The following is a 23244-nucleotide window of genomic DNA, read 5'->3' on the forward strand; positions in this document are numbered from 1 at the left end:
CATTATTTAATAAAGCCCCCTTATTGACAAACCTCAAAAATGAATTAAATTTAACTGTATATAACATCAGTTGTTTGATTGATTTGGCAGGTAGACAATGGCAACCGCACGACGCTCGCAAATTTGTTTAGAGGAAACCCAATATTATCACTGCATATCACGCTGTGTGCGCCGAGCGTTTTTATGTGGTAATGACAAATTCACCACCAAAAACTTTGACCATCGTAAAGGTTGGATAGTTAAGCGCATCAAACAACTGGCCAGTATCTTTGCCATTGATATTGCAGCTTATGCCGTGATGAGTAACCACTATCATCTTGTGCTGCATGTTAACCGCGATAAAGCCTTAGCATGGGATGACCAAACGGTATTAAAACAATGGGCATTACTGTGTAAACCTAAACCCATTGTTGAGCGTTGGCTATCAGGCACTATCATTAGCCAATCTGATAACCTCATTATTCAACAATGCGTAACCGAGTATCGCCAACGATTAACAGATATCAGTTGGTTTATGCGCTTTTTAAATGAACATGTTGCAAGATTAGCCAATGAAGAAGACAACTGCACAGGCCGATTTTGGGAAGGACGGTTTAAATCACAAGCTTTGTTAGATGAAACTGCATTACTGGCGTGTATGGCTTACGTGGATTTAAACCCCATTCGCGCTAATATCACTGATTCCTTAGAAACGTCTGATTACACCTCCATTCAAGAACGCATGGGTTTACAACCTGAACCACAAACCAACCCAACAACAGCAAGCGAAAATGACCTAAACGACAATCAGCAAAACGAAAAGCTACAGCACGACAACTCAAGCACTCCACTGCAAGATAGGCTGGCTTCTATACCTTTAGCGCCACTGCAACGTTTTGCTGGTAACAGTCATATCGATAATGACAAACAAGCCATTCAACATGAACTGATTAACTATTTGGCACTGGTTGATTGGACAAGTCGGCAAATTCATCCAAACAAACGCGGCAAAGTAGCATCAGAACATCCCAGTATATTAACCACACTCAATATTACAGAAGATAATTGGCTCGCCTTTTCCAACCAAATAGAACAAGACTTTAGCCAAGCCATTGGTGCAGAAACCTGCTTACACAGTTTTGGACGCGCATTACATAAAAAACGCCATCGAGGTGTGGGTAAAGCCAAGCGCTATTACGCCATTCCAGCAGCATTGACATCAGCTTGAATACCGCCGAATAACAAGAAGCGTAAAACTAATCCCACCATCCCGTATTTATTCACGGTGCTTGCACTTGTACAAGTTTAAGCAAAAACCACAATCAATCCTAAATTTGAGCCAATTTTCAAAAATATTCTCAAACAAGAGTTAAGTAAATAAGCTGAATGGCAATGTGTGTTTGCTATTCAACCCAAGTCGTTGGTTTACTTTTTAAGATGGGTGTCTAGTTAATTTATCCCGAATGGGTGTCTAGTTAATTAATACCGAATGGGTGTCTAGTTAATTAATACCGAATGGGTGTCTAGTTAATTAATACCGAATGGGTGTCTAGTTAATTAATACCATCCCATCGCGCGTTTATTCGTGGCGCTTTGCTTGTGAAGGTTTAAGCAAATTCTACAATTAACCCTAAACTAGGGCGATTTTTCAAAACCAATCTCAAACGAAAATGAAGCAAACTAGCTGAATGGCAATGTGTGTTAACTATTCAACACCAGTCGCTGGTTTATTTTAGAATGGGTGTCTAGTTAATTCGTCTTTATAATTTAGTAAGTCCGGAATTGGCATCATGCTGATAAGGCTCCTAACGCCGCAATATGGGGCGCGAAAAAGCTTGGCTAAAATAGGAACGAAGTGACGCAGCCAAGCTTTTTGCGTCCCATTCATTATTGCTTTGTTAGCTAGTGCTGAGCCTTTAAAACTTACCTCGCAAACAACGCAAAACCAAATAGCAACTTACCGACTTCATTTTTGACTGCAATTTAGCAGCGAAAAGAAGCACACACGAACAATGCCGAGTGCCGTAAGTAAACTTAGAAAAATGAACTTGAGAAAATGCACAAGCGTGGCGATACAAAAGTCCATTTTTATAAACTGACTCAACGCGACCAGAAGCAAACAATGCAAATGCCGCTCAACAGTAAGCGAGGTTGAAAAACCAACTATTGGAGCGTGGCGAGTTGGTGTTACTTTTTAGCACAAAATAACCAGCGACTCGAAAACTTACAACACCAAATTTTAATTTTTAACTACGTTAAGCACTTAGCTAACGCCCGCATAAGCGGCGCAAAATGCTTGGCTATAATAAGTGAGGCACGAACGCAGCCAAGCTTTTTGCGTCCGACCTTGATGCGATTGTTATAAGCCTGTTACTCAAAGCTATCACAAACGACTTCAGTGAAGCATTCATGAGAAATACCTAAAGTAAAACGACCAAACTCAAGTTGGTTAGATTCAGATTCTTCTAACCATAACCGTTTTGCTTCGAGAATGTCACACAGGTTGTCAGGCTCCCTGATACCATTTAATTTAACTTTAATTAATTGGTCACCTGCGTAAAACTCAAATGACAATGTAAAAGAGTCATTTTTTCTTTTAACATGAAACTCGTTAACAGTGACATTTTTGTAAATTTTGTTCAGTTCCACTGCTTTCTCTCAAAGGCTTATAACGCCCCAATAAGGGGCTGATAATGCTTGGCTAAAATGTGAAGCGGAGCGAAACCGAGCCAAGCTTTAGCAGTCCCGCCTTAATTGGCTTGTTAGGTGCCGACATTTCGTTGTAAGCCATAAAAAGACGCTATGGCTACAAGTGCGAAACCTACTCCTGAAATAAACTGAATTAAAGCCCATTTACCATATAAATTTAACCATGATGTAATGTTAAAACCATTATCTATAAAATAAGCTAAAAGCTGACCGATTGGGAGCAGTAAACCCACAAACACCGCTGAAATCATAGAGTAAGTTAACAATATTTTAAATAAGTTTATTAAAGGCTTACGCTTACTTGTTAAATAGGAAATACCAAATAGAACAATCAATGCAACGAGCACAAAATATATAGTGATAGATAGCTCATGGTTTTTGCTTAGAAAAGAGAATTCTAATGTAGTGATACCAGCAGACATCAAAATGACAAATTCGTTGAATGATCTCAGAGCTATTTCCTTAGGCACCTAACGCCGCGGTAAAGGGTGGAATAAAGTTGGCTAACATTTTTGCTCCGCAAAAATTTTGCCAAGCTTTTTGCATCCCTTTGACTGCATTGTTAGAAATGCCCAACAACGCAAGAGCTGCATAAAAATGCCCTTTACTGACAATAAAAACGAATGCTTAAACTTAACGCAAAAAACTGCGATAACCAACATATAAGCAAACAATAAATTGGTTTAAAGTTAGCACGTTAACAACACCGCACTAACCTACAAAACCAAACTAAAATGCAAAATAACTTTGCACGCCAAGCTAAATTAGAAAAAGCAACCAAACACACAAATGCCTCATTTGAAGCCGTTTACTTGTAAGATTTAACTATTTCTAACGCCAACATAACGGGATACAAAAGCGTTAAAGGCGAAGCCTAGCTTTTGGATTCCCTGTTAATGTTATTGTTAGGTTGCTTTTACTCTGAAGGTTCAGTGTCTAGGTATTTTTCCGAAGGTAAATAGAAAGAACCGTCTATTTTATAATGTCTGTACATATCCACTATAGATATATCATTACCTTTAAATTTCCATTGAAAATGTAGTAGATAATCGGAAGTTTTATAACTGTCGTGGAGTTGTTCGTATTCTGGTAAACCTACATGGTAATGCCATAAGTGATTTTCTTTGGCATATTTCTTATCTTCTTCCGAACCATTACCTGACCAAGAAGGCGCTATTTTACCTTCGTACTTAGAGAAATCAGAAAGACCATAGTCTTGGTAAGTAGTTATAAAATCAACTACACTATTTCTATAATCATCTGGGAACGATGTGAATTCTTTAGCGAATTGATCACTAAACTTCCATGTGAATTTCAAAAGGTTATGCTCTGGAGAGTATTAAGTTTTTAATCTCGTCCCTAGATAACTTCTTAGTTACAGAGGTAAATTTAGAACTCAAAGCTTTTTCCATACGCTCTCTGTTGAACGTACTATTGTTTTGATTAGATTTGAATTCAGTTACAGTAGCCATAGTAGACTCCTTATTAATTACTTATTTATTATAAACAACATTGTCATGTTGTTCAATATTTATTCTTTGTTGCACATGCAACCTAACGCCCGCTTAACAGGCGCAAAATGCTTGGCTAAAATTAGGAACGAAGTGACGCAAGCCAAGCTTTTTGCGTCCTTTGTTGAAGCGTTTGTTATGTGTTTACACGCTTAGCTAATTCTTTTTTATATTTGCTTTCAGTAATATGCCACATAAGTACACCAAACAATAAACCTGCCAACGGCCAAACGACACAATGAATTATTGCAGCCTTAGAAGTAAGGCCATCAGCAAAAGGCTTATTCATAAATGCCATCATTATGAACATAGGTAAGCCGTATGATAAAACACCACTAAAAAGTATAAAATTCAATTTACCTTTTGCTCTTGTTTGTTCCCAAGCCTTGAATTGCTCATCCTTCATTTAAAACTCTCCATACTTCAATAAACACATAACGCCGCAATATGGGGCGCAAAAAAGCTTGGCTAAAATTAGGAACGAAGTGACGCCAGCCAAGCTTTTTGCGTCCCCTCATAATTGCTTTGTTAGCTGCGATGCTTATTTTTGTGGTAGAAACTTAAGCCTAACACCAAGCTAGCGACCATTGAAAATAGGTAAAATTTCACAGGCTCAAAACAATACAATATAAACGATGGTAGCAAGGCAAAAAAGCTAACACTGAAATAGCTTAAAGCCGAACACCGAAATAGCAAGCTTAAAACAGGACAGAAATAAATAAGCCCGATAACAAAACTAACAAAACTGAGTAGAAACGCTAGCCGTATACCAAACCAGATATCAGCAAAAGTTTCAATGCTGTTTAACAAGAAGCCAACCAGGATACAAAAGTATAAAACAACACCTAAAGCTAAATGAATTTTGGCTAAACTCGCTATTTTAGATTTGGTTAAATATTCCATAAAGCAGCTAACAGTTTAATAGACGGACGTTTCCTAACTATTCCATCCGTCTATCACAACTTTAATTTTTTAAATATCGCTTTAGACTACTGAAAATAAACCTTTCAAGCAACCCTTTAAATAAAGTTGAATAAATTACGGTTCAATCCTTGTTTTTGTGTTAGTACGGACTAGAATGAAAGCTGTATATATAAACAGCACTCTATTAAGGAAAATAAAGTGAAAATAACATCACCGTTTATACAATGCATATATGAACATATGGTAAATCGCCGATATGCAAAAAGGACTATTGAAGCCTATATCTATTGGATTATCAGATTTATTAAATATCATGATAAACAACACCCTAACCTGCTTGGCGACAAAGAAGTTGAAAACTATTTAAGTCACCTTGTTAATCATGCAAATGTCTCTGCCGCAACTCAAGGTATTGCTCTTAACGCCTTAGTTTTTCTATATAAAGATATTATTAAGCGTCCATTAAATTTAACTTTACACTTCAATCGAAGTGCTAGATCAAGAAAATTGCCTGAAGTGCTTACACCAACCCAAGTAAAGCAACTTTTAGACAATATAGGTGGTGTGCATAATCTAATTGCTAGCCTGTTATATGCAAGCGGCTTACGACTAATGGAAGCGATACGGTTAAGGATCCAAGATATTGATTTTGACTATAAATGTATATGTGTTTGGAATGGTAAAGGCTTTAAACATAGACGAGTAACGTTAGCTGAAGAATTAATAGAACCGCTATTGGTCCAAATTAATTACGCTAAAGCACTATACCAACAAGATATACTGCACCCGCAATATGCAGGGGTATGGTTGCCAGATGCGTTAGCAAAGAAATACCCTAACGCTCCTAAAGAATTGAAGTGGCACTATTTGTTCCCGTCATACAAAACTAGTATTGATCCACAAGCTAAAGTATTACGCCGCCACCATCTTGACGAGTCCACTGTGCAAAAAGCGGTACGCTCTGCGGCTCAAAACTTAGATATTAATAAACGGGTAACTTGTCATACTTTACGCCACTCTTTTGCGACACATTTATTAGTTAATGGAGCGGATATAAGAACAGTTCAAGAACAATTGGGCCACGCTGATATTAGAACAACGCAAATTTACACCCATGTTCTTAACCATGGTGCAAATGGCGTTGTGAGTCCATTTTCTCGGTTATAAAAAAGCCCAACAACTTATACAGTTATCGGGCTTTATATTTATTAAACCTGCTTGCTATTTAGCGCTTATATCTTACACATCATACGCCAAATTCGATTGCAACCAGCGCTCGGTTTCTTCAACCGTCATACCTGTGCGCTCTGCGTAGCTTTCTATCTGGTCTTTCTCCATTTTACCTACCGCAAAATATTTACTGTCTGGGTGGGCAAAATACCAGCCGCTGACAGCAGCACCTGGCCACATTGCGCAGCTTTCGGTTAGTTGCATATCAATTTTATTTTCGACATCAAGTAACTCCCAAAGGCGTTTTTTCTCAGTATGTTCAGGACAGGCTGCATAACCCGGTGCTGGGCGAATACCTTGGTACAATTCTCGGATCAGGGCTTCGTTATCCATAACTTCATCAGCCGCATAGCCCCATGCTTGCTTACGTACGTGTTCATGTAAATATTCAGCAAAGGCTTCGGCTAAGCGATCGGCAATGGCTTTGACCATAATGCTGTTGTAGTCATCATGATCTTTTAAGTACTCTTCAGCCCATTCATCAGCACCAAAGATACCGACGGCAAATGCGCCTTTATAATCTGCCACGCCACTGTCTTTATCCGCTATGTAGTCAGCTAAACAACGGTTTGCTTGATCGCCACGTTTTTCTGATTGCGAACGTAAATGATGTAAACGTGTAAGCACTTCAGAACGCGATTCGTCTTTGTATAACAATACGTCATCACCGTCGCTATTGGCTGGGAAAATACCAAACGCTGCCTTGGCAACTAAACGTTTTTCACTAATGGCTTTATCCAACAATGCATTAGCATCGGCAAATAATTTTTTCGCTTCTTCACCGACCAACTCGTGTTCTAAAATTGCTGGGTATTTGCCGCTTAGCTGCCATGTCATAAAGAATGGCGTCCAATCAATGTAGTTACGCAAGGATTGAATATCAAAATCTTCAAAGTATTGTGTGCCTAATTGATTAGGTGTTTTAGGTGTATACTCGCTGAAGTCAGCAACAAACTTGTTATCACGGGCTTTTTCTAGCGAGATATAAGTATTACGCGGGCCTTTGCGGTTATGTTGATCACGCACTTTAACGTAATCAGCTTGCAGCTTTTCAATAAATGGCGCGCGTTGCTCTTCAGACAATAACGCGGTTGCAACTGACACCGAGCGTGAGGCATTTGGTACATACACCACCGGGTGCTCGTAGTTTTGTTCGATCTTAACCGCAGTATGAGCCTTTGAGGTTGTCGCACCACCGATTAATAGTGGAATATCAAAACCTTGGCGCTGCATTTCTTTCGCTACGTGCACCATTTCGTCAAGCGACGGCGTAATTAGGCCTGATAAACCAATAATATCGACTTTTTCTTCAATCGCGGTTTTTAAAATTTTATCGGCTGGCACCATAACGCCAAGGTCGACAATCTCGTAGTTATTACATTGTAGTACCACGCCAACAATGTTTTTGCCGATATCGTGAACATCACCTTTCACTGTTGCCATCAAAATTTTACCGTTTGACGAACCAGCGGCTTTTTCCAATTCAATGTATGGCTCAAGATAGGCTACGGCTTTTTTCATTACACGCGCAGATTTTACTACCTGAGGTAAGAACATTTTACCTTCACCGAACAAATCCCCTACTACGTTCATGCCGTCCATTAATGGACCTTCAATAACGTGTAATGGGCGATCAGCTTCTTGACGCGCGGCTTCGGTATCTTCGTCGATAAATTCGGTAATACCTTTAACTAATGCATGCTCTAAACGCTTAGCCGTTGGCCAAGAGCGCCATTCTGCGGCTGTTTTGTCTTCTGCTGCTGCGCCATCGCCACGATATTTTTCAGCAATTTCCAGCATACGCTCGGTTGCTTGGTCGGTACGGTTAAGTACTACGTCTTCAACCGCGTCTTTTAATTCTTTTGGAATATCTTCGTAAATTGCCAATTGACCAGCATTAACGATACCCATGGTTAAACCGTTGCGAATTGCGTAATACAAGAATACGGCATGGATCGCTTCACGTACCGGATTATTACCACGGAATGAGAACGACACGTTAGAGATACCACCCGAGATCATTGCATGTGGTAAGTTATCGGTTATGTCCTTACAGGCTTCGATAAAATCAACACCGTAGTTGTTGTGTTCATCAATACCGGTTGCAACTGCAAATACGTTAGGGTCAAAAATAATATCTTCTGGTGGAAAGCCAACTTTGTTAACTAGCACATCGTACGAACGTTTACAGATCTCAAACTTACGCTCTTGAGTATCAGCCTGTCCGACTTCATCGAACGCCATAACGATAACCGCTGCACCGTAACGACGGATCAATTTCGCTTGCTCGATAAATTTATCTTCACCTTCTTTTAGTGAGATAGAGTTAACGATACCTTTACCTTGAATACATTTAAGACCCGCTTCTAAGATCTCCCATTTAGATGAGTCGATCATAATCGGTACACGGGCGATATCCGGTTCTGCGGCAATTAGATTTAAGAAGCGCACCATAGCGGCTTCTGAATCCAACATACCTTCGTCCATGTTAATGTCGATAATCTGCGCACCGTTTTCCACTTGGTCTTTGGCAACATCCAACGCTTCATCGTACACTTCTTCTTTAATTAAACGCTTAAACTTAGCTGAGCCGGTCACGTTGGTTCGCTCACCAACGTTAACAAATAAGCTTTCGCTAGAAATGGTTAACGGCTCTAAGCCTGATAAGCGACAAGCAATTTCGCGTGGCTCTATTTTACGCGGCGCAATATCTTTTACTGCATCATAAATAGCCGCGATATGGTCTGGCGAGGTACCGCAACAACCGCCAACAATATTAAAGAAGCCAGACTCAGCCCACTCTTTAATATGAACAGCCATATCTGGGCCGTCTAAGTCGTATTCACCAAACGCGTTAGGTAAACCCGCATTCGGGTGCACAGATACCGCAAAGTCTGAAATGCGCGCCATTTCTTCTACATATTGGCGTAACTCTTCTGGGCCCAATGCACAGTTAAGGCCAATTGAAATTGGTTTTACGTGACGCAGTGAGTTATAAAAAGCTTCGGTTGTTTGACCTGATAATGTACGACCAGACGCATCTGTGATAGTGCCTGAGATCATAACCGGTAATTCAATACCCTTATTTTCAAACGCCACATCAACTGCAAAGGCTGCTGCTTTAGCATTTAGCGTATCGAAAATCGTTTCAATCAATATTAAGTCAACACCACCTTCAATTAAGGCTTCGGTCGATTCAACATACGCTTCCACTAACGCATCAAAGGTAATGTTACGAAAGCCTGGGTCGTTTACGTCTGGCGAAATAGAACAGGTTTTACTAGTTGGGCCTAATACACCTGCAACAAAACGCGGCTTATGCGGTTCTTTGGCGGTAAATTCATCTGCCAACTCTCGCGCTAATTTAGCCGATGCAATGTTAATAGCTCGGCTTTCGCTCGCCATGTCGTAATCTTCCATTGAGATTGTCGTGGCGTTAAACGTATTGGTTTCAATGATATCTGCACCGGCTGCGTAATACTTACCTTGGATCTCTTTGATAATTTGCGGTTGAGTTATCGACAACAAGTCATTGTTGCCTTTTAAGTCAACATGCCAGTCTTTGTATTGTTCGCCGCGATAATCTTCTTCTTCCAGCTTGTATGACTGGATCATGGTACCCATGCCGCCATCAAGCATCATGATGCGTTCAGCTAATATTTTTTCAATTTGCGCGCGAGCTGGATGTTGTTTCATTTAATCTTTTACCTATTGTAGGTCGAGGCTTGCCTCGACACCTGTACTTGTCGAAATAAACTTCGACAACCAACCAAATAATTTCAAGCGTTTTAACGCCTATCTATGTCCCAACTGTTCAATTATTTCTTGATGTTGAGGAAACTCTTTTGCTAATTCATCTGCATGTGGCATTACAAAATCAGCAAAATCAAAACCGGGAGCAACAGTGCAGCCTACTAATGAAAAACTATCAGATTGATTAACTGTAGCTGCAAAATAAAAACCTGCTGGCACAAAATACTGTAGGTTTTGCTCAAGCGCGAGATTTTGCCCAAGCTCGACCTGAGAATAAAGACCATCTGGCGATAACATATGAAGGGTTAACGGGCTTCCGGCATAAAAATGCCACCCCTCATCTTGATTAATTTTATGAAAGCTCGATTTTTGACCCGATATTAATAAAAAATAGATAGATGTTGCGTAATTACGAGGTCCATTAAACTGCGCTGGCAAGGCTTGATGCTCTATTTTGCCTTGGGCACGATAAACCTCTTTAAAATAGCCACCTTCTGGATGCGGCTGTAAATCTAGCGATTGAATGTATTCTTGTGCATTCATTTTAAATAAAGCCTCTGGCTATTATGGTTATTCTGTTGAACAAAGCATTTTAGTACTGACTAATTCAATTGTGACTAACACAAACAATCTTTTACGTATTTTTCTAACTCAGCCACTTCTTGCCAACAAATCATCTCGAAGCAACTTTCATTAACATTTTCTTGCTCTGGTAACACGTCAATTTTTGTTTGATTCACACTTACTATTCCTTTATCGGTTAATACGAGCGCTTTAACTCGGTATTGACTGAACTCTTGCACAAAAACCTGTAATTTATTTAAGCTAAATAAGTACTGCTGACCTAAGTGCCAACCATAGGAAAAATAACCATCGCCTTTGTTGTGATAACTTATTACTTCGTTGTCTGCGATGCTTTGTTCTAATTCGGCTTGGTTTGCATTAACTAAGTTTTGCCATTCAAGTTCACTTGTATGGGCTAAATCAATATTGCCATCGTTTTCGTCAAATGATTGTTTGGTTAGCAATGAAACAGGTAACTTTCCATTAGAAATGCTAGTCACTAGCTTAGGATTAATCTCATGTTGCAAAGCTAACCATCTATTGAGTTTTTCTATTTGTTTGTTGTCATATAAATCAGCATGACTTGCGACAATAATATCAGCCAGCGCTAACTGCTGCTTAAAGTTGCTATGTGATGTATAGCGTGAGTCGGCGATATTGCGTGCATCCACCAGCGTAATGGTATAACCGAGGCCAATATGATGGCGAAAGGTTTCTGATTGCAATATATCAACTATTTCATCTAAGTGGCCTAATCCAGATGGTTCTATTAATAGCCTGTCTGGTTTAATTTTTCTTAGTATTTCTACAAGCGCAACGTTAACAGGTACGCCCGCTGCACAACACATACAGCCGCCTGGCACTTCTTTAACAAATATTTGATTGTCTTGCGATGAAGTACTTTTGATTAAGCTACCGTCGATACCTACTTTGCCAAATTCATTAACTAGCACCGCCCAGTTTTCGTGTTGCGGCTTATGTTTTAATAAATGGGAAATGACAGTCGTTTTTCCTGAACCTAAAAAGCCAGAAATAATATGAGTAGGAACTTTATTTACGCTAGACATGGTTCGACAGTAACAGATGCTTTAATTGCATATTATGCCAAGCTTACTTGCATGGCTCTATTTCGAAACATGCATCAATTGATTTAGATAATTTCAATTTGAAGGCTAGTTACACTTGTTTGCATAACTAGACACTATCGTAGATAGGTAAAGTAGCTAAAACAGGTTCGTTTTAGCTACGTAGTAATAACCTGTAACTACTTGCCAAGCTCACTTAAATCATACGGTGTTGCTTGGTAAACGTAATGATTAAGCCAGTTACACATAAGTAAATTGCCATGACCACGCCAACGGTTTTTAGGCGTTTGGTTTGGATCATTATTTGGGTAATAATTTTCCGGCATTTCAGGGTTGATACCTGCGTCTAAATCACGCTTGTATTCACTGTCTAAGGTATGAGCGTCATATTCTGGGTGTCCTGTTATAAAAACTAGGCGCTGATCTTTACTGGCAATTAAGTACGCCCCGCCTTCTTCACAAGTCGCCAATACATTTAGATCAGGGTGGGCTTGCAAATTTTCTAACGGAATTTGCGCATAACGCGAATGGATGGCAACAAACTCGTCATTAAAACCTTGAGTTAACGGATCTAAATGATCTGATACTTGATGATTAAACACACCTGAAATTTTGTTTTCACGAATATCGCGCTGCAATCCAAAATAATGATACAAACTGGCATGAGCTGCCCAGCATAAATACAAGGTGGATTGCACGTGTTTACGCGCCCAATCCATGATTTCTTGCATTTTATCCCAGTATTTAACCTCTTCGTACTCCATTAAACCAAGCGGCGCACCAGTTACAATAAGACCGTCATAGTTTTTATGCTTAATGTCATCAAACAAGCGGTAGAAAGCATCCATATGTTCGCTTGGCGTATTTTTAGGTGCACGCATATCTATGCGAATTAAATCGACGTTAGCTTGTAAAGGGCTATTCGAAAGCAAGCGCAATAATTGAATTTCCGTTTCAATTTTATTTGGCATCAGGTTTAAAATTCCGATCTCCATGGGGCGAATGTCTTGCGTATTGGCACGCGATTCAGACATAACCACAATATTCTCGTCGTTGAGAACTTTTAAAGCGGGTAATTGATCAGGAATTTTAATCGGCATAAGAAGGCTCCAGTGCCAGTTAACAAAAAGAAAAATATAATCTGTTGTAGAAGTTGCTACTTCGTCAAAGGGTTTAACTCCGACGAAAGACTAATATCTTTTCAATAAAGAAATGATCAGTTGAATCACTCATGATGTTTTAAATTACATTTAGAGTAAATAAACAACTTCAGGCTGAGCCTGTCGAAGTCTTATTACTTTCTAACGTATCAACACTTCGACTGCTTCGCGCTCAGTGTGAAAGTGCTCACCAATGTTTTCAACTAATTAAAATTAAATTGAAAAGATATTAGCAATGTTACCCATAAACCACTGTTTGTCAAACTTCTTACGTCTAGACGTCTAAACGTCCGTTTAAATTTAATCAATCTATCAGAAAGTTTAGCTCGCTTTGAAATAAAAATAATCAATATAGACAGCAGTGCCGCCCGTTTTGATTGGCGCTACCATGACATATCCAGCACTTATTGTTTTATTCTTCTTTAGTGAACATTTATAAGCGGCATTATCAGTGACAAAGTGACAGCTATTTATGACACCACTAGCTTGATAAAATTTAACAACCTTAGCTAATGACGTAGTCACTTGATAAAAATAGTAATGAATACCTAACCCAGGTTTTGCCGAGTCGACTTTTTTATTGGAAGTTACCTGTGCTTTTGAAAAAACAGGAATATTGGTGCCATCTATAGTTGTTGACACTGAAGGTTGGCGAAGCGATTGATGAGGCGGTTGAAGCGAGTTTTGTCGAAATGCTTGTTTTTCATGGCTTTCTTGGTTTTTTTGGTTTTCACAGGGGTACTGTGAAAACGAAACATGACCATTACTCGCTAAACATTTATAAATTTGAGCTGAACTTACGCTAGACATTAGCATTAACAGCAACGCGTACATACACTTATTCAAGTGTGCCTTCCCTAGTATTATTTTCATCCTGCGAGTAGTTTATAAAACTAATTAACCAAGGGGAAGATAACTTAGCTATAATCTATTACTAACTTTGATTGACTATATATTAACTTAACAAAGCAGCCGATTTAATTTGCGCCCAAATACTTTGTCCGATTTGTAGCTTGAGTTGATCGACAGAGCGTAAGGTTAAACGAGCTAAAAGGTAACTATCACCAGTTTGTAAACGAACTAGCGCCATACTTGGGTCAATATTTTTTGCAATATCAACCACAGTTACCGCTAATCGATTGACAATACTTGAATCTTGATGTTCCGCCAATGTTATACTGACATCACGAGCTTGAATACTGACCCTCACTTGACTGTTAAGCGCTTGTCCACAATCTTTTAACCACAAGGCCCCGCCTTGGAATTGAAATTTCATTAAATGCCATTTTTCATCTTTCTCTGTGATCACCCCTTCCAATATCGCGCTGCTATCCTGTTCTAGTTGCAATGGTAAATCCAATTGAGAAAATAACTCTGTAACTTGTCCACTCGCTACCGCTTTACCTTTAGCCATTATCACCAAATGATCGGCAAGTTGAGCAACCTCTTGCAACGAGTGGGTAACGTATAGAATAGGTGTATTAAATGCGTGTTTTAGCGCTTTTAAGTAAGGTAATATTTCTTGCTTTCGAGCAGGGTCAAGTGAAGCTAATGGCTCATCCATTAACAATAATGAAGGTTGAATAAGCAATGCTCGGGCAATGGCGACTCTCTGTTTTTCACCACCTGACAGTTGGCTTGGGTATTTGCACAATATATGCTCAATACCTAATACGTCAATTATCGATTTATAATCAAGTTTAGTATGCCTAGTATCGGCTCTTTTAATAGCAAATTCTAAATTTTGTTTGGCCGTTAAAAAATCAAATAAACTGGCTTCTTGAAATACGTAACCTATAGGTCGTTTATTTGCTGGTAAACAAATCTGCTCTGATTGCCAAATTTGTTCCCTAAAGCGTACCCTACCTTTTTCGGGAGTATTCAAACCGGCAATACACCGTAGTAAGGTGGTTTTACCACAGCCAGAATGACCATAAATGGCGGTTAAACCTGTGCTGGGTAGTTCTAAATCAACATTAAAATCAAAACGACTGCTCTCAGAATTTTGACTAAAACTGTGCTTAAAAATTAAATTTATTGTTGCTACAGAAGCACAAGAAGTCATACCGTTAAACACCTACACTCATTTTATGTTTTGCACTTCGACTGTAGTGATATGCACATAGCAATATAATAAAAGAGAAAACAAGCATTACCGCTGACAACGCATGGGCTTGGCTGTAATTTAATGCTTCGACACTATCATAAATTTGTACAGACACCACGCGTGTCTCATCCGGGATATTACCGCCTATCATGAGCACCACACCAAACTCACCTATGGTGTGTGCAAAACCTAAAATGGCAGCCGTGATGATACCGGGTTTCGCGTAGGGTAAGACCACATTAAAAAAACAGTCTAATTTGCTTGCTCTTAAGGTAGCTGCGACTTCAAATGGTCGCTCGCCGATAGCTTCAATGGCGTTTTGAATGGGTTGTACCACAAAAGGTAACGAATAAATAACCGATGCAACAACTAATCCCCAAAACGTAAAAGGCAACAAGCCTATTCCCAAAGCTTGCGTTATATGCCCTATTGGCCCTTGTGGTCCCATGGCAATTAATAGGTAAAAACCCAATACGGTTGGCGGTAATACTAAAGGCATAGCCACAAATACGCTGATTAGCGGTTTACATTTAGATTGTGTACGAGCCAACCAATACGCTAATGGTGTTCCGAATATAAGCAGAATCAAGGTAACTGTCGTTGCCAATTTGAGTGTAAGCCAAATGGCCCCTAACTCTTGGTCTGATATAATCATTTTTCGCTCTTTTAATATTCTGCGATATAGCCATTTTGCGATATTAATTTAACTATCGCCTCTGATTTTATAAAAGCTATAAATGCCTTAGCAACAGGATTGGTTGCACCGCGCTTTAATAAAACTAAATCTTGTTGGATAGGATTATGATAATCAGTTGGAACCAACCAATATTGCATTTTATCAATATTCAAGTTGATAACTTGAGAATAAGCGACAAACCCGACATCGGCATTGCCAGAGCGAACAAATTGTAAGGTTTGCCCTATGTTTTCGCCTTGTACCCATTTTGTCTGTGATTGTTCCAACAAATTAAGTGACTTAAGCACCTCTAAAGTGGCAACCCCGTATGGCGCGAGTTTAGCATTCGCTAAGGCTAATTTATTGTAAGAGTTACTTAATAACGCCTGTTTTGCTTGATTGTTGGGTAAACGAGTTGACCATAAAACCAAGCGTCCTGTGGCATAGGTATACAAGCTAGTTTGTACCGCTAAATTTTTATCTTGCAGCAGTTTAGGCTTGTGTTGGTCGGCTGATAAAAAAACATCAAACGGCGCCCCGTGAATAATTTGCGCGTAAGCTTTACCAGATGAAGTATAAGTCACTTGCAAACGCCCGATATGTTGCTGCTCAAAACGTTCAACGAGTTGTTGCATAACCGGCGAAAAGTTAGAGGCTACAACAATACGCGCATTTTCTGCAAATGTCGGCCAATTCACCACATACAACAATATGGTAAACAGCTTGATAGCGATAAAGCGCAATTTTATACCCTCAATTTATCTAAGCATCCCCAAAATTGCTGCGTATAATGCCGTAAAACAAATAAAATATCGACAGATAGTAAACTAGGTTATTGATCTAGCGCTGAAAATTAACTAATTAGCTTATTTCCTCAGTCAAAATATTAGCTATTTTTAACCGGTGTACATTCATAAAAATGAAAGTATGGATGCAATCGTCGGTAGCGATACTTTCGGGCTTGCTGAGGCAGCTCTTTATGACACGGTACATCTGGAAGTGCTTGCTTAAGCACAAGATTACCATTCGGATTAAAACAAATAAGCGGTAACTTGAGTTTACAAGGCTTAATTTTAGTTTTTTGATTAATGGTTTTAAATTTTACTTGAGGTTCAATTGGCTTCGGACGGATACGTTTAAGTACACGACCATCGTTTGCAAACCAAATTTCTGACATTTGATGAATAACGTGTGCGAGCTGCTTTTTCCAAACAGTACAATCAATATCAATAGGTGGTTGCTCGAACTGACGTTCAATTCTATAAATATAATCGTCTAAACTTGCAAAGCTTTCTGATAAAAAATCCTGATTCCAACTGTAGCTAAACCATTCTACAGGCTTATCAATTAATGTAATTTTTCTAGTTAGCATGGCGTGATTAGCCATGGTCTCTGCTTCATATAATAATCCGTTTTTTATGTATTTAGTTTGTCCATTAATAGGGTCTTTAATACTAACAGGCTGGTTGTGTTTGGATAAATAGTCAGCGATCTGTTGCTTTGTTTTGTTTATCTTTAAAACTTGTTGTTCACAAGCTTTAAACACTGTTTGTTGTGTTACACACAAATAACCAGGGTAACGCACTACTCGTTTAGCATCTTGGCCAGGTTGTAAATGGAAATGGCCAAAGCTGTCGATACTAGCTTGAAGCGTTGTTTCACTTTTATCTGTTATTTGTTGCTGACTATCATATTGAGATAACCTATATCCATGAGCAATGATTGAATGTACATTGTTAGTTAACCTTCCTTGTAACTGGCCTATTTCATACTGCAAATTGCTGATTAAATTTCGAATGGTGTCAATATGTTTATCTTGCTCTAATTTTATATCTAACATTTGAGTCACCCTTAAAAAATGCATGTTGGGTACATAAAACATAGATGTTCATCAAATAAATGTAAAGTGTTTGATATAGCCAACGCATCAGAGGTCAGGAGCTGGATTCTAATTCCAGACGAAATCTAAAGTCATTTCAGCAACAGAGGGAGTGAACTCAGACATTGAACCAAAAAAACGAAAAGATATTAACGGCTTTTGTCTGGTTGGTATGAAATTAAACTCTTGTATCTACTCAGCGTAATTTGTTTTACGCGCCTTAGTATTGCTAATTACCTCGTCTTTGCCATGCCCACAGGACGTAGGTACTTAGGTTTCGTCTGGAACATGAAACCTGCGAATGCGGTAATCTAGTGACTTTGTTTAGTAAACGTGAGCTCCGTTTACTGTAATAAAGGCGCTGGATACCTGAATACTCAGGTATGACGGTAATTTTTTATACCAGTGGGAGAAATTCAATTCTATTTATAAACACGCTGAGTAGTTACAAACTCTTTAAAAATACAGATAGCCTAAAGATGAATAATCTTTAAGCTATCAAGTAAAGCCTAACTAACTGATTAAAAAGCTAACCTTAAACCAAATGAAATACCGCGACCTGGCAGGTAAGTTTGATTTTTCAAAAATGATGTATGCACTCTAGCTGCTTCATCAGTTAAATTCCTAATTTTCGCGAAGGCAGTCAAATCATAGCCATTTATATCCATATAATAATGAGCATCTAAATCAACCATGGTATACCCTTGAGTTGTTGTTTCATTACCTGAAACTTGGGTTTGCTCTGCGTATCGCATAACCTGTAGACTGGCTTTCCAATCTTGTAATTGGTAATCAGCTATCAATCCATAACGCGTTGGTGACATACGAGGCAAGTAACTGCCATTAGTTAATTTACCTTTTAAAGAATCCACTAAAGCCGTTACTTTAATATCGTCCGTAGCTTGCCAAAGCATTTTAGCTTCAAGCCCATATATTTTTGCATCTGCTTGCTTATATTCGTACACAGGCATATTTCCAGAGCCATGATGTTCATGTGCGTCTTCATTACCTTCATCTGAATGTTCTGCATCATGTTCTTGCTCGTGTTCCTCTTCATGCTCACCTTCAGCAATGATATCGGCGTAGTGCAATCCTGTATTAAACTGATAAAGATAATTTTCAATATCATTGTAAAAAAGGTTAACTACCCAACCAAAATCACCTTCAAATTTTCGCCACGTTAAATCCAAGCTTTGCGTCGTTTCTAACTTAATTGCTTTTCGTGAAAACTCTACATGTGCCATCGCATGGTTATCATCTTGATGATCTTCATGATCACCTTCGTGCTCATCTTCTTCATGCTCAGGCGACTCAATATCGAAATAACTGCCAATTTCAAACGTATTGGTACCAATATGAGGTCCAAGGGCATATATTTCACCAACCGCTGGCGCTCTTTCAGAATGAGCCATACTCACACCAATGTTGTAGCCGGGGTGATAATCCCAAACTAACCCTATTGAATAACTATTTGGATCAAATGAGTCCGCTAATGAAAAGTCAATAGACTCTAGTTCATCATGTTCAATAAACCTTTCTAGTTGTGTTTCTAGGCCTGTCGGTTTGATATCGACATTTTCCAAGCGCGCACCAGCTTGAATTAAAACATCCCCAAAATGTTTTTCCGCAATCGCTGCAATAGCTAGACTGTTATATTGACTGTCTGGTGTAAATGCTTCTTCACCATCGAGCATTTTTTCTGAATCTCGCCAGTCAACAGTTACAGCCCCATGCCAGCCAGCTATTTCTTGTAAAATAAAATCTAAACGAGCTTGCACGGACTCATTTTTAAATGTTGTGCCTATAGCGCCATTTTCAATTTCTATATGCTCATAGTTGGTATAACCTATGCGGGTATCTACTGCCGATAACACTGCATTGTTAAACGATAATTCGCTCAACACTTGCCATCTATCCTGTTTCAACGCCGCAATTGCAATATGTGCTTCACTAGCTTCAGGCTCATCTTGATGATCTGTTTCATGTTCATCGTCATGCTCTTCATCATGTGAATCACCATGGCTTAATAAACCATATTCTCGATCAAGAAAAGCATAGGAAATACCAACATAACCATTATCTAGTAAAAGACTTGAGCCTAGTGTGAAACCATAACTTTGTACTGCTGAATTTTCTAATACGCCTGAAAATTCATGTTCTTCGTTATGACCGTCTGTATCTTCGTCATGTGCTTCATTTCCATGTTCTTCTTCATGTTCGTCATGCGATTCTATAACGGGGTTTCTTGGTATTTTTACATTTTCGCTATCTAAGTAAAAACCGTCTGCGTAGAAAGCGACGTTGTCGTTACCTGTAGTTAGATTAAACGCTATTTGGCTTGCGTCATCTGCACCACCTTGGCTCAGTTCTAAGCTACCATTAGTGTCACTGTTTGTGGGAATTCGATTATCAATAACGTTAACTACACCACCAATAGCACCACTACCATAAAATAAAGTAGAAGGACCACGTAAAATTTCGATTGTTTGCGCCGTAGACACTTCTGCAGTGACCACGTGATCAGCACCTATACGTGACACATCTGCAACATCTAAATTATTTTGGGTTATTAAAACTCGAGGTCCGTCAAAACCTCGAATAATCGGGCTGCTTGCAACAGGTCCAAAGTAACTTGATTGAACCCCAACTTCAGAACGTAATGTCTCTCCTAATGTCGACGCTTGAATATCACGCAATTCATCACCTGAAATAACAGAAATTGGTTGAGCTGACTCTAAGGATGACGCGTGGATAGGTAAACCAACAACATCCACGTGATCAAGTACGGAATCTATTAATTTTACGGAGATGGATTCTGGATGATCGGTTCCGAGAAAAATATTTTTGTGGCTATATCCTAACGCTTGGACATGTAACTCTAAATCTTTGCTGTGCTCGAAATCTAGCACAAATTGACCATTACTATCTGTTGTTACGATTTTTTTCTTTCCAACAACGTTGACTTGAGCACCTTTTAAAGGCTGATTTTGGTCATCTAATACAACCCCTGAAATTTTTTCGGCCATCGAACCAAAAGACAAAAAAGCTAGTGATATAGCGCTTAATTTATAAATAGATTTCATTGATTTACTTTTTATTGAGTAACTACACAACGGCAAATTAACTGAACTGACAATAACTCGCCTGACATTTCAATTTATATTTTGATATGTTACAACATAACATTTGATACAATATAACATAACCAAGTTTTGGTTCAATAGCACCCTTGTATTGGAATTGAACCCCATATAATTTAATTTCATATTAAGTAATTGGTTCGTGTAACAGTAGCGAGGTTCACGTGGCGGTGGGTGAGAAAATGAGACTATGTCATTAAGTTAACGATTAGATGGAGCTAAAGTACGAACTCCAACAACGGGGCGTAAGAACTATCTTAGGGTTCTGTAATTGGCTAAGGTAAACAAAATCAAGCTTTCAAGAACGAGTAATTTTTATTGCAAACTAGGGCCTGTTTATAAAAGAAACAAGCAAGTGCTAACCGTTAACTGAGTTATACACATAGGTATGATTACTTACAAAATAGTCAAATATTACAACTTAAAACTGTTGAGGAGTTTAAAAAGACAAGGCTTGAAACCTGTTATTCAAGCCCGTGACTAAAACGAAAATCTAATGAATAATAGCCTGAGTTGCGCCTTTAGGTAGACGAATATCTTCTACTAATTCTTGTACGTGTTGTGGTACTGGAGAGGTTACACGGCTAATTAATATAGCAACTGTAAAATTAATTAACATGCCTAATGTGCCAATACCTTCAGGTGATATACCAAACCACCAATGTTCTTCTGTGTTGTTGTCAGGCGCAATAAATTTAAAATAGATAATATAACTCGCGGTAAACAATATACCCGTAATCATGCCGGCGACAGCACCTTCTTTATTCATGGTTTTACTAAAAATGCCAAGAATGATCGCCGGAAAAAAGGAAGATGCCGCAAGTCCGAATGCGAACGCAACCACTTGTGCCACAAACCCTGGCGGGTTAATACCTAAATAGCCAGCAACACAAATAGCAATACCAGCAGCAAGCCGAGCGAAAAATAACTCTTTGCGATCACTAATATTAGGCATCAAATTTCGTTTAAGTAGATCGTGAGAAATTGATGTCGATATAACCAATAGCAGTCCTGCTGAAGTTGACAACGCCGCGGCAATCCCCCCTGCAGCAACCAAAGCAATAACCCAATTGGGTAATTGAGCGATTTCAGGGTTGGCTAACACCATAATGTCGCGATCAATTTGCATTTCATTGCGCTCATCTCCTGAATAAAACATTTTTCCATCTTGGTTATTGTCTTGCCAAGAAATTAAGCCGGTTTTTTGCCAGTTTTTAATCCATTGCGGAGCACTGGCGTAGTCAGTACCTGTCATATCTTCACCGTTAATGGTATTAAACATATTAACGCGGGCAAATGATGATATAGCGGGTGCTGTCGTATATAAAATAGCAATGAATAACAAAGCCCATCCTGCCGATTTACGAGCATCCCTGACTTTGGGTACGGTAAAAAATCGAACAATAACATGTGGTAAGCCGGCGGTGCCGACCATTAACGCCGCAGTGATAAAGAAAATATCTATCGTAGATTTACTACCCTGTGTATACGCACTAAAGCCTAATTCGGTAGATAATCCGTCTAATTTATCCAGTAGATAGGTTTCACTGCCGGTTAACATACTGCCAAAGCCAATCTGCGGAATCGATTGCCCCGTCATCATGATAGAAATAAATACAGCAGGCACCATATAAGCAAAGATCAGTACACAATATTGAGCGACTTGCGTATAGGTAATGCCTTTCATACCGCCTAAAACAGCGTAAAAAAACACGACGCCCATACCGATCACGACACCTGTGACAATATCAACTTCAAGAAAGCGGCTAAACACGACGCCAACGCCGCGCATTTGTCCGGCGACATAAGTAAAACAAACAAATATAGCGCATACAACCGCTACGGTTCTTGCTAGTTGAGAGTAGTAACGATCACCAATAAAATCCGGTACCGTAAATTTACCAAATTTTCTTAAATAAGGAGCTAAACATAATGCCAATAATACATAACCACCAGTCCAGCCCATTAAATAAACTGAGCCATCATAACCCATGAATGAAATAAGCCCAGCCATTGAAATAAATGACGCCGCAGACATCCAGTCAGCTGCCGTAGCCATGCCATTTGCAACAGGATGTACGCCACCTCCTGCTACATAAAACTCTTTGGTAGACCCTGCCTTAGCCCATATTGCAATGCAGATATAAAGTAAAAAGCTAGCACCGACAATAACAATGGTTAGTGATTTAATATCCATAAAAATAAGTCTAGTCTTCGTTTAAACCAAACTTTTGATCAAGCTTACTCATCTGCCAAACATAGATGAAAATTAGCGTGACAAAAGTATAGATAGAACCTTGCTGAGCAAACCAAAAGCCAAGCTTGAATCCAAAAAAATTAAAGTTATTTAACCAATCAACTAAAACGATGCCAAATCCGAAGGAAACCGTAAACCACACAACCAACAAAATTAACAGTAAACGAATATTCTCTCGCCAATATGCTGTATTTTGTTCTTGTAAATTATTAGCCATATAACTTCCCGATAGACAAGATTGAAAGGTAAGTAATGTGTAACTTAAACATC

18 protein-coding genes are annotated in these 23244 nt (G+C 39.0%); 2 read left to right on the forward strand and 16 right to left on the reverse strand.

Going from position 1 to position 23244, the window contains the following annotated elements; genetic code table 11:
* Positions 1-97 precede the first annotated feature (97 nt).
* Positions 98-1207: a transposase gene (locus C2869_RS01250; RefSeq protein WP_108601229.1), complete on the forward strand. Its 1110-nt coding sequence runs from the start codon at positions 98-100 to the stop codon at positions 1205-1207.
* Between the two features lie 1142 nt (positions 1208-2349).
* Here the strand turns inward: C2869_RS01250 and C2869_RS01260 are convergent.
* The 4 genes from C2869_RS01260 to C2869_RS01275 all read right to left on the reverse strand — a co-directional run bounded on the left by C2869_RS01260 (position 2350) and on the right by C2869_RS01275 (position 4605).
* Positions 2350-2628, reverse strand: coding sequence for a hypothetical protein (locus C2869_RS01260; RefSeq protein WP_108601231.1), 279 nt, complete (start codon positions 2626-2628; stop codon positions 2350-2352).
* A 113-nt stretch (positions 2629-2741) separates the two neighbouring features.
* Complete coding sequence (locus C2869_RS01265) at positions 2742-3110, reverse strand: hypothetical protein (RefSeq protein ID WP_108601232.1); 369 nt, start codon at positions 3108-3110, stop codon at positions 2742-2744.
* A gap of 494 nt (positions 3111-3604) precedes the next feature.
* Positions 3605-4006: a hypothetical protein gene (locus C2869_RS01270; protein WP_108601233.1), complete on the reverse strand. Its 402-nt coding sequence runs from the start codon at positions 4004-4006 to the stop codon at positions 3605-3607.
* A 329-nt stretch (positions 4007-4335) separates the two neighbouring features.
* Positions 4336-4605: a hypothetical protein gene (locus C2869_RS01275; protein ID WP_108601234.1), complete on the reverse strand. Its 270-nt coding sequence runs from the start codon at positions 4603-4605 to the stop codon at positions 4336-4338.
* A 722-nt stretch (positions 4606-5327) separates the two neighbouring features.
* On the opposite strand from C2869_RS01275, the gene C2869_RS01285 reads away from it, so the two are divergent.
* A complete protein-coding gene (locus C2869_RS01285) occupies positions 5328-6290 on the forward strand; it encodes an integron integrase (RefSeq protein WP_108604912.1) in 963 nt (320 codons plus the stop codon).
* 72 nt (positions 6291-6362) lie between these two features.
* Here C2869_RS01285 and metH read toward each other — a convergent pair whose 3' ends face one another.
* The 12 genes from metH to C2869_RS01345 all read right to left on the reverse strand — a co-directional run bounded on the left by metH (position 6363) and on the right by C2869_RS01345 (position 23191).
* Positions 6363-10049, reverse strand: a complete 3687-nt coding sequence (gene metH, locus C2869_RS01290; protein ID WP_108601236.1) for a methionine synthase — start codon at positions 10047-10049, stop codon at positions 6363-6365.
* A gap of 99 nt (positions 10050-10148) precedes the next feature.
* Positions 10149-10649 carry a cupin domain-containing protein gene (locus C2869_RS01295; protein ID WP_108601237.1) on the reverse strand — a complete coding sequence of 167 codons (501 nt, stop codon included), beginning with the start codon at positions 10647-10649 and terminating at the stop codon, positions 10149-10151.
* Between the two features lie 74 nt (positions 10650-10723).
* Positions 10724-11737 (reverse strand): CobW family GTP-binding protein, encoded by a 1014-nt coding sequence (locus C2869_RS01300; protein WP_108601238.1) that lies wholly within the window; start codon positions 11735-11737, stop codon positions 10724-10726.
* Between the two features lie 197 nt (positions 11738-11934).
* Complete coding sequence (gene metA / locus C2869_RS01305; protein WP_108601239.1) at positions 11935-12855, reverse strand: homoserine O-acetyltransferase MetA; 921 nt, start codon at positions 12853-12855, stop codon at positions 11935-11937.
* A gap of 381 nt (positions 12856-13236) precedes the next feature.
* On the reverse strand, positions 13237-13788 hold the full coding sequence (locus C2869_RS01310) for a DUF4124 domain-containing protein (RefSeq protein WP_108601240.1): 552 nt from the start codon (positions 13786-13788) through the stop codon (positions 13237-13239).
* An 82-nt stretch (positions 13789-13870) separates the two neighbouring features.
* Positions 13871-14980, reverse strand: a complete 1110-nt coding sequence (gene modC, locus C2869_RS01315; RefSeq protein WP_108601241.1) for a molybdenum ABC transporter ATP-binding protein — start codon at positions 14978-14980, stop codon at positions 13871-13873.
* Positions 14981-14984: 4 nt separating this feature from the next.
* Positions 14985-15677: a molybdate ABC transporter permease subunit gene (gene modB / locus C2869_RS01320; protein WP_108601242.1), complete on the reverse strand. Its 693-nt coding sequence runs from the start codon at positions 15675-15677 to the stop codon at positions 14985-14987.
* Positions 15678-15688: 11 nt separating this feature from the next.
* Positions 15689-16441, reverse strand: a complete 753-nt coding sequence (gene modA / locus C2869_RS01325) for a molybdate ABC transporter substrate-binding protein (RefSeq protein ID WP_108601243.1) — start codon at positions 16439-16441, stop codon at positions 15689-15691.
* A gap of 143 nt (positions 16442-16584) precedes the next feature.
* Positions 16585-17538, reverse strand: a complete 954-nt coding sequence (locus tag C2869_RS01330) for a hypothetical protein (protein ID WP_159083975.1) — start codon at positions 17536-17538, stop codon at positions 16585-16587.
* Positions 17539-18098: 560 nt separating this feature from the next.
* Positions 18099-20660, reverse strand: coding sequence for a TonB-dependent receptor (locus C2869_RS23020; RefSeq protein WP_108601245.1), 2562 nt, complete (start codon positions 20658-20660; stop codon positions 18099-18101).
* A 550-nt stretch (positions 20661-21210) separates the two neighbouring features.
* A complete protein-coding gene (locus C2869_RS01340) occupies positions 21211-22914 on the reverse strand; it encodes a sodium:solute symporter family protein (RefSeq protein WP_108601246.1) in 1704 nt (567 codons plus the stop codon).
* Between the two features lie 10 nt (positions 22915-22924).
* The gene (locus C2869_RS01345) at positions 22925-23191 is read right to left on the reverse strand and encodes a DUF4212 domain-containing protein (RefSeq protein WP_108601247.1); all 267 of its coding nucleotides are present in this window, start codon (positions 23189-23191) and stop codon (positions 22925-22927) included.
* Positions 23192-23244: the final 53 nt, after the last annotated feature.

This window comes from Saccharobesus litoralis, assembly GCF_003063625.1.
Lineage (GTDB): Bacteria > Pseudomonadota > Gammaproteobacteria > Enterobacterales > Alteromonadaceae > Saccharobesus > Saccharobesus litoralis.